Raw genomic sequence first — 6,771 nt, 5'->3', positions numbered from 1 at the left:
AATTTAAATACCAATCTAACCAAAGAAACTTTCTACATTACGTTGATTTATTTTAGTAAACATAGCTTTTCAGATAACGTTTCATGTTGCCGACGTTCCTGAACCGGACCCCAGAGGAATACCCCCCTTGGGGTGCTTGCACCGGTGAAGGAATGTGCCTTGGCTAGACACCTACTTATAACCTATATATAGATTATAAACCATAAATTTACACATATCTATATTAAAAAATCCACCTGCCAAGGCGGACGGCAACATATTGTTATCTGATGAGCTATGTTAAGCATTTTCATCATGCGAGGATATTCAATTACTTAAAGTAATTATATAAAAAGTATGCATATTAAATTACACTCAACAGAACGTGACTATTTATTTTTCCGTTTTCATATACATACTCCACAAGCCTATTTCCTCAAATCCCAACTTCCTATATATTGCACCTGCTTCAGGGTTTTTATAAAATAAACAAAGTGTTTTTCCCTGCTTAACTAAATCATCACACAGCACTTTTAAACATGCAGATGCCAATCCTTTTTTTCTGTATTTCTTATCAGTCATAACACTGACTACCATTGCAGATTTACTATTTTCGGCAGATGTTTGGGCATATGATATCATATTACCGTCAACTTCAACATAATATCCATGAGCAGTTCCAGCTTTAAAGTCATTTAGAAGAATCTCTTTGAAATTATTACTTCCTCTGGAAAACTCACCAATCATATTTTTTAAATCCGCTATTCTTCCGACGTCTCCAATATTCGCTTTTTTTACAATTACTTTTTTATCTATTTCAAATTCTAGTTTTAACTCTTTCAACACAGCAAAATGGTGGAGTTCGTATTTATTAAACCCAATTGATGTGTCTTCAAATCTTGAAATTATCTGGGTTTTCCCAACTAACATTCCTAATTTTTTATAATTTTTCATTATATTTATAAATCCATTCACATCAAATCTGTCTTTTGCGTACAAATTAAAAATACCAAAATATCGGACTAAAACAGCAGATATCATACCACATTCATCAAATTCACCAAATAATTCAAGAAAATCCTGACAATATCCGAAGTTCTCCACATCACCAATTATATAAAGGTTATATTCAGGCTCGTCCATGATTAATTTCATAAGATTATTGTTATCACTTTCATCTAATTTCCTTATCATATTATTTCTCCTTCAAAAACCTTTGTTTCAAATTTAAATACCAATCTAACCAAAGAAACTTTCTACATTACGTTGATTTATTTTAGTAAACATAGCTTTTCAGATAACTATCAAATAAACGACCCTGTCGTTTTATACTTTAAATATATAGATATTTACGACGTTCATGTCGGTTAATATTACTCTAGATGAACCGAATTCATCCTATTTTATCAATGCTCATCATTTTAGAAAATTATTTTTTAACTAATTATCCTCTTTTTTTAATTTTTCGTATTCAATTAATGCATTTAGTGTTCCCTCTTTAACAGCACTCATTATTATATTATAAAGTATAAAAAAGAATATAAATCCGCACACCAAATACAGCATTAATACTGAACCCATTTCATCACCCCTATAAATCTCTAATCTTCCGTATTACACCAATTATAACATATATAGTCTAAGCCATATAGGAAAAATTCCAATTAATCATAATTAAAACTTCACTATCCTATATCCTAACTTTACTCCTTCTAATCAATAGCCAATTGAATATTATCTATTTCATTACTTCTATAAATATCTTTATAATAAGGCTATTAATTCCTTCAAAAAAATAAAAAGAGCGATTACCGCTCTTAATCATTATTTTAAAACAAAATTATTTTATATTACAAAAATAAATAACACTATTAGAGCTGCACACAAAATGCTTATAAAATTTACTGCATCATTATTTATAAATCTCAATCCTGCTACTAGCTTCGTGCTTCTTTCATGATGAACTTTTTTCTCAGTTATTTTCCCGCAAATTTCACAACGATATTTAGCTTGAAGTGTAGCACCAAGTAAGCTATCTAAAATACATCCTGCAAATCCTAATATAACGACAATGATTGAAAATACTATAGCTTGAGTTTTAAACCCATACTTAAGTACATAGCCAATAAAAAAAATTACTGCAATGAAGCTTGAACCCAGTAATGCACTTAAAGTACCAAGAATAGATATAGCTCCAGAAACACCCTTATCTACCTTTTTAAAATTCAATATGGATATAGGCTTGGCATTACTTAGAATACCTATTTCTGAAGCCCAGGTATCTGCATTAGCTGCTGCAAAGCTAACAATATACGCAATGAGATATACAGGCCTATTAGTTACAAACCACAAGCCCGCAAAGATTAAGCCTATTCCTCCATTTGCTAAAACCTGAGCGTAATCTCTTCCACCAGACTTTTCATGTATATCATAGGTAATAGTTTTTCTATGCTTTTTAAACAGCGTGAGTATACTTGAAGAAGCAAAGAAGCCAACCATTATTGCTGAAAGATAAATTCCTCCAAAGTAAAAAATTGCAGTTCCAAGTATAGTTGCAGCAAATGCGCCACTAATGCTTAAAGCTTTTTTTATTAGCGCAGTTAAACTTATAAGTCCACTGAAGATAAATCCTATTAAAATACTTATCATAATGCGCCTCTCTATTAGTAAGGTTAAATTCCCTTCTCTTTTATAATACTTTCAATTTTTTTAATCTTATCTTCATATGATAAATTAGTTAGTTCCTCATGATTTACTGACCTATATATTTCACTAGACATTATAGGCTCATAGCTTCCTTTAATCCATTTCCTTGTCACTACTCTAAGTTCTATAGCTTCTTCGTTAACATGTATAGCATAATCTTCTAAACCCTTAAATTTAATAACATATGTGTCTTTTTTCTTTTCAAAGTCTCCTTTGCCTACAATATCTAAGACCATAATAAGGCTTTGGTGTGCTTTAGATAATTCCTTTGTTTTTTCGTCTTTCATTATTAACCCACCTTTTGCTATACTAAAATACCCAATACACGCTATCCTGGGATATTGTAAATCCAAGTTTATTATGTAAGGCTTTTGACTTATCATTGTCTATTTCAATCTGTGCAAATGGTATGAGATCTTTATCAAGCATTTGGTTTACTAAATAGCTTTCAAGCAAAGTACCGTAGCCTAAACGCCTGTACGTAGGAAATACTTCTAAAAGTCCCATACTCCCTTCCAAATGATTTCCGATAAAGCCTATAAGGATTTCATTCCAATAACCTCCAAACAAATTACCATTTTTTAAAATTTCATCAATTTCATTATTAGATAATTTATCATAGTGTTCTAATATTACTTCCCTCTGATCCTGTTCTAACTGTCTTATTTCTAATTCTTCTTTTACATTAAGCTTATATTTATCCATATATACTGCTTGAATACATTCAAGCTTTTTAGTTAGTCCGAATTTGTTTAATATATAATTTACCATAAAATTTTGGTGTGCAAGGATGAGGTTACATTTTTCTATACAATTTATTAATTCTCTCCCTTTTTCAAAATTGTTTACAGATATCATATAAGCTTTGCTTTTTTGTTCTTTTATAAGTACACCATCGGTTTCAGCATACAATATGTCTACAGTACCTCTACGTATTGGCTCAAGCATTCCTATATGTAACAATGGATTTTTCATTAAATATGCAATTGCTTTATCTTTCATAAAAAATCAAGACCTTTCTTTAAAAACCAGAACGGTTAACATAAACTCTTTATCATATTATATCAGAGCTCCATTCATTTTTCACATGGCACAGTGATAATCATAATTTTAATATTCTTAAATTAATAAAGACATGGACTACTTAATTATAATCCATGGCTCTTTTAGCTGCTAATTTTTAAAATATATTCTAATAAGTCTTTAACCTTTAAACTACATAGAAGATGAGTCTATTACTGTTAATCTCAAAATATGGAAAATGGATATTGTAAACTTCGCGATAATGTTTAACCCTAATTTACTGTTCTTTGAATCTATCTATATACCAATCAATAATTTTTCTAGCAATACTGATTTCTGAAGGGAGATTTGGAAGAGTATTTACATCACACCACTTTGCATCGTCTATTTCTATACCGTCTACAGTGATTTCTCCACTTTCATATTGTGCTGTAAAACCAAGCATCAAGGAATTAGGAAAAGGCCAAGGTTGGCTTCCAAGGTACTTTATATTCTTAATCTTTAGTCCAATTTCCTCTTTTATTTCTCTAGCAACACATTCCTCAAGTGTTTCTCCAGCTTCAACAAAACCTGCAATAAGGCTATACATATTGCCCTTGAAATTACGATTATGAGCCATAAGAATTTTGTTATCCTTGATAACTGCAGTTATTACTGCAGGACAAATTACTGGATAGCATAAATGACCGCACTTAGGACATTTCTTAGCTCTTTCACCTTCCAAAGTATAGGTTTCAGTTCCGCAGCACCCGCAGAATTGATGAGATTTATCCCAATTAACTATTTGAAGTGCTTTACCTGCTAGTAGAAACATGTCCTCTTCTACGAGTCCAAATAATTCACGAAGACCTATTAAAGACATGCCTTCAAACTCAGCTGTATTATGCGATACTTCTACTGAATAACAAGGGCGCCCTTTAAAAGTACCTAGATATTGTTTTCTAATTGGTATGATATTTAATTCCTCCAGGCTTTTTGCAAAAGGAATATTAATTCTATTATCATTTCTTTCAACTAAAAGCTTATCCAAAGAGAATATAAACCAAAAACAGCCACCTTTAATCTCGTATTCAGCTTCAAGTGCTGGTATATAATTTTTATAAAGAATTTCTCTATTCATTACGATATCTGCTCCTTAAATATTTTTTCTTTTAGTATTTCATTTAGTTTTATATAATTATTGTTCCATACCTTTTATTCTTCTTAATCCCTCTACAAATTCATTTTTACCACCCTGAGCTGGATGTCTTACCTTTATACAGTTAATATTTAGTTTTGCAAGTGTCTGTTCAGCCTTCGTGCCTACAGCTACTATCCTTTTTATATTAAAAATCTCAATCATTTTTAGAAGTGGCTTTTCTCCTATTGTAAGTTCAGCTTTTAGTGGAGTTCTATTGCTTTCAAAGTTACCTTCCTTATGTGGATGAAAGGGGAAGGCATTCCACCCTAAGGACTTTATATCATATTTTATTATAGTATCCCATATTATTGTGGAAGTAGCTTCTTTAAGGAGCTTCTCATTATTTGAGGCCAATCTGTATCCTGCCTCTCTTCCAAAAACCTTCATTCCCTTCATATTATTCATAAGAAGGTATTCACTTGTAAATGGAACTCCTGTTAACCTGCAGCCTCTATAACCCGGAGCCTCACCAACAAGTAAAACTTCTGGTTTTTGTTTATGCATATACTCAAAGTATACTTGAAGATTTTTTCTTCTTATCTTGTTTTCTTCAATTTTATAGGAATACTGGTTATAAACATTTTTAGTTACTTCTGTCATAGCCAGTTCTTCAACAAAATCCTTTAATTTATTTTTCATAAAATCAATTCCTTTGTATTGTTAAATTGCTAAATAATATTATATCACATTAATGAGTATATAGCTTTGTAACTATTTGCCTAAGGATAAGTGAATCTATTATTCATAGTAAAAGGAAAACCTAGCAGATAAATTTATATCTGCTAGGTTTGAATTAATACAAATCTTCTTATATTTAATTATTATGGCAGTAACCTATCATTTACCTAATGTAATTTACTGAGTTTTCCTTTCTAGCAGGTGCAATAGTTCTAATAATTTTTTTATAGCCAAGGGCTAGGGCATGAATTTGCTTATACCCCTCCGGAATTCCTACTTTCTTAGAAAATTCCCTACCTCTTTCACTATTAAACACATAAGCTATAAATCCAATCCAACAGCCACCAATCCCTTGTGCTTCAGCTGCTAAAAGCATATTTTCTACAGCTGCTGCACAGTCAACAGCTGCATAATGGTTATTTTCATCACCAGAGACTAGTATTACAGTTGGTGCATTGTAAAACACATTAAAGTTCTCATTGTCACCAACTCTTTTAATATAATCATTGTCTGATTTTTTTGCTAGCTCCTTGAAGCTATTATTTAATAAATCAAGAAGTTCCTTGTTTTGAACCACCGTAAAATGCCAGGGCTGCTTATTAGATGCGCTTGGTGCGTATATTGCAGCATCTATAATTTCTTTAAGCTCTTCCTCTTTAATTTGTTCATTTTTAAAAGCTCTTATGCTTCTTCTGTTTCTTATAATTTGTAATGTTTCGTTCAATTTTCTTACCTCCATAAGGCTAATACTTTTAATATTATTATATTATCACTATTTTATAATTAATATAGTATCATTTTTCTCTATAAAATTTATATATAAATGAATTAAAGACTTTAGCAATAGCTAAAACCTTTTAGATTTATGTTACTCTTTTCCTTTTCTTTGTCTTACAGATTTTCTTTCCCATGTTTCCAGCAGTTCCACCTCTATCCATAAGGCTCTAGGTTCAGTTGCTTTAAACCTTCTGCTGTTTATTTTATAAAGTCCATCCTTAAGCTCTAATTTATCTGAATTCATATACATGTCTATAATTACCGCATCAGCCGCAGTATCCAAGTCCTCAAAGCCACGTTCTACAGGAGGAAGTTCTTTTTGTTCCTTCACACTTCTCTCAGATATGTCCTTTACAGTATATAATGGCTCTGCATAGCCTTTCTTAAAAAACATAACCCTTAATTTGCTCATATAAACATCACCTCTA

The 6,771-nt window shown here is 31.2% G+C and carries 9 protein-coding genes; all 9 read right to left on the bottom strand.

Going from position 1 to position 6,771, the window contains the following annotated elements:
- Positions 1-372: 372 nt before the first annotated feature.
- The 9 genes from ACJDUG_RS03615 to ACJDUG_RS03575 all read right to left on the bottom strand — a co-directional run bounded on the left by ACJDUG_RS03615 (position 373) and on the right by ACJDUG_RS03575 (position 6,755).
- Positions 373-1,173 (bottom strand): GNAT family N-acetyltransferase, encoded by an 801-nt coding sequence (locus ACJDUG_RS03615; protein ID WP_406768514.1) that lies wholly within the window; start codon positions 1,171-1,173, stop codon positions 373-375.
- Between the two features lie 246 nt (positions 1,174-1,419).
- Positions 1,420-1,560 carry a hypothetical protein gene (locus ACJDUG_RS03610; RefSeq protein ID WP_406768513.1) on the bottom strand — a complete coding sequence of 47 codons (141 nt, stop codon included), beginning with the start codon at positions 1,558-1,560 and terminating at the stop codon, positions 1,420-1,422.
- A gap of 264 nt (positions 1,561-1,824) precedes the next feature.
- Entirely contained in the window at positions 1,825-2,628 is an 804-nt protein-coding gene (locus ACJDUG_RS03605; protein WP_406768512.1) for a DUF92 domain-containing protein, read from the bottom strand.
- A gap of 23 nt (positions 2,629-2,651) precedes the next feature.
- On the bottom strand, positions 2,652-2,972 hold the full coding sequence (locus tag ACJDUG_RS03600) for a hypothetical protein (RefSeq protein WP_406768511.1): 321 nt from the start codon (positions 2,970-2,972) through the stop codon (positions 2,652-2,654).
- Between the two features lie 22 nt (positions 2,973-2,994).
- The gene (locus tag ACJDUG_RS03595) at positions 2,995-3,687 is read right to left on the bottom strand and encodes a GNAT family N-acetyltransferase (RefSeq protein ID WP_406768510.1); all 693 of its coding nucleotides are present in this window, start codon (positions 3,685-3,687) and stop codon (positions 2,995-2,997) included.
- A 298-nt stretch (positions 3,688-3,985) separates the two neighbouring features.
- Positions 3,986-4,828 (bottom strand): NAD(+) diphosphatase, encoded by an 843-nt coding sequence (nudC, locus tag ACJDUG_RS03590; protein WP_406768509.1) that lies wholly within the window; start codon positions 4,826-4,828, stop codon positions 3,986-3,988.
- A 57-nt stretch (positions 4,829-4,885) separates the two neighbouring features.
- Complete coding sequence (locus ACJDUG_RS03585; RefSeq protein WP_406768508.1) at positions 4,886-5,527, bottom strand: uracil-DNA glycosylase; 642 nt, start codon at positions 5,525-5,527, stop codon at positions 4,886-4,888.
- Between the two features lie 202 nt (positions 5,528-5,729).
- Positions 5,730-6,290 (bottom strand): nitroreductase family protein, encoded by a 561-nt coding sequence (locus ACJDUG_RS03580; RefSeq protein ID WP_406768507.1) that lies wholly within the window; start codon positions 6,288-6,290, stop codon positions 5,730-5,732.
- 144 nt (positions 6,291-6,434) lie between these two features.
- Positions 6,435-6,755 carry a hypothetical protein gene (locus tag ACJDUG_RS03575; protein WP_406768506.1) on the bottom strand — a complete coding sequence of 107 codons (321 nt, stop codon included), beginning with the start codon at positions 6,753-6,755 and terminating at the stop codon, positions 6,435-6,437.
- Positions 6,756-6,771: the final 16 nt, after the last annotated feature.

The sequence above is a fragment of the Candidatus Clostridium stratigraminis genome, from assembly GCF_045310675.1.
In the GTDB taxonomy this organism is placed as follows: Bacteria; Bacillota; Clostridia; order Clostridiales; family Clostridiaceae; genus Clostridium_AT; species Clostridium_AT stratigraminis.
The sequence above is the reverse complement of the archived record's forward strand: the minus strand, read 5'-3'. Positions and strand labels throughout refer to the sequence as shown.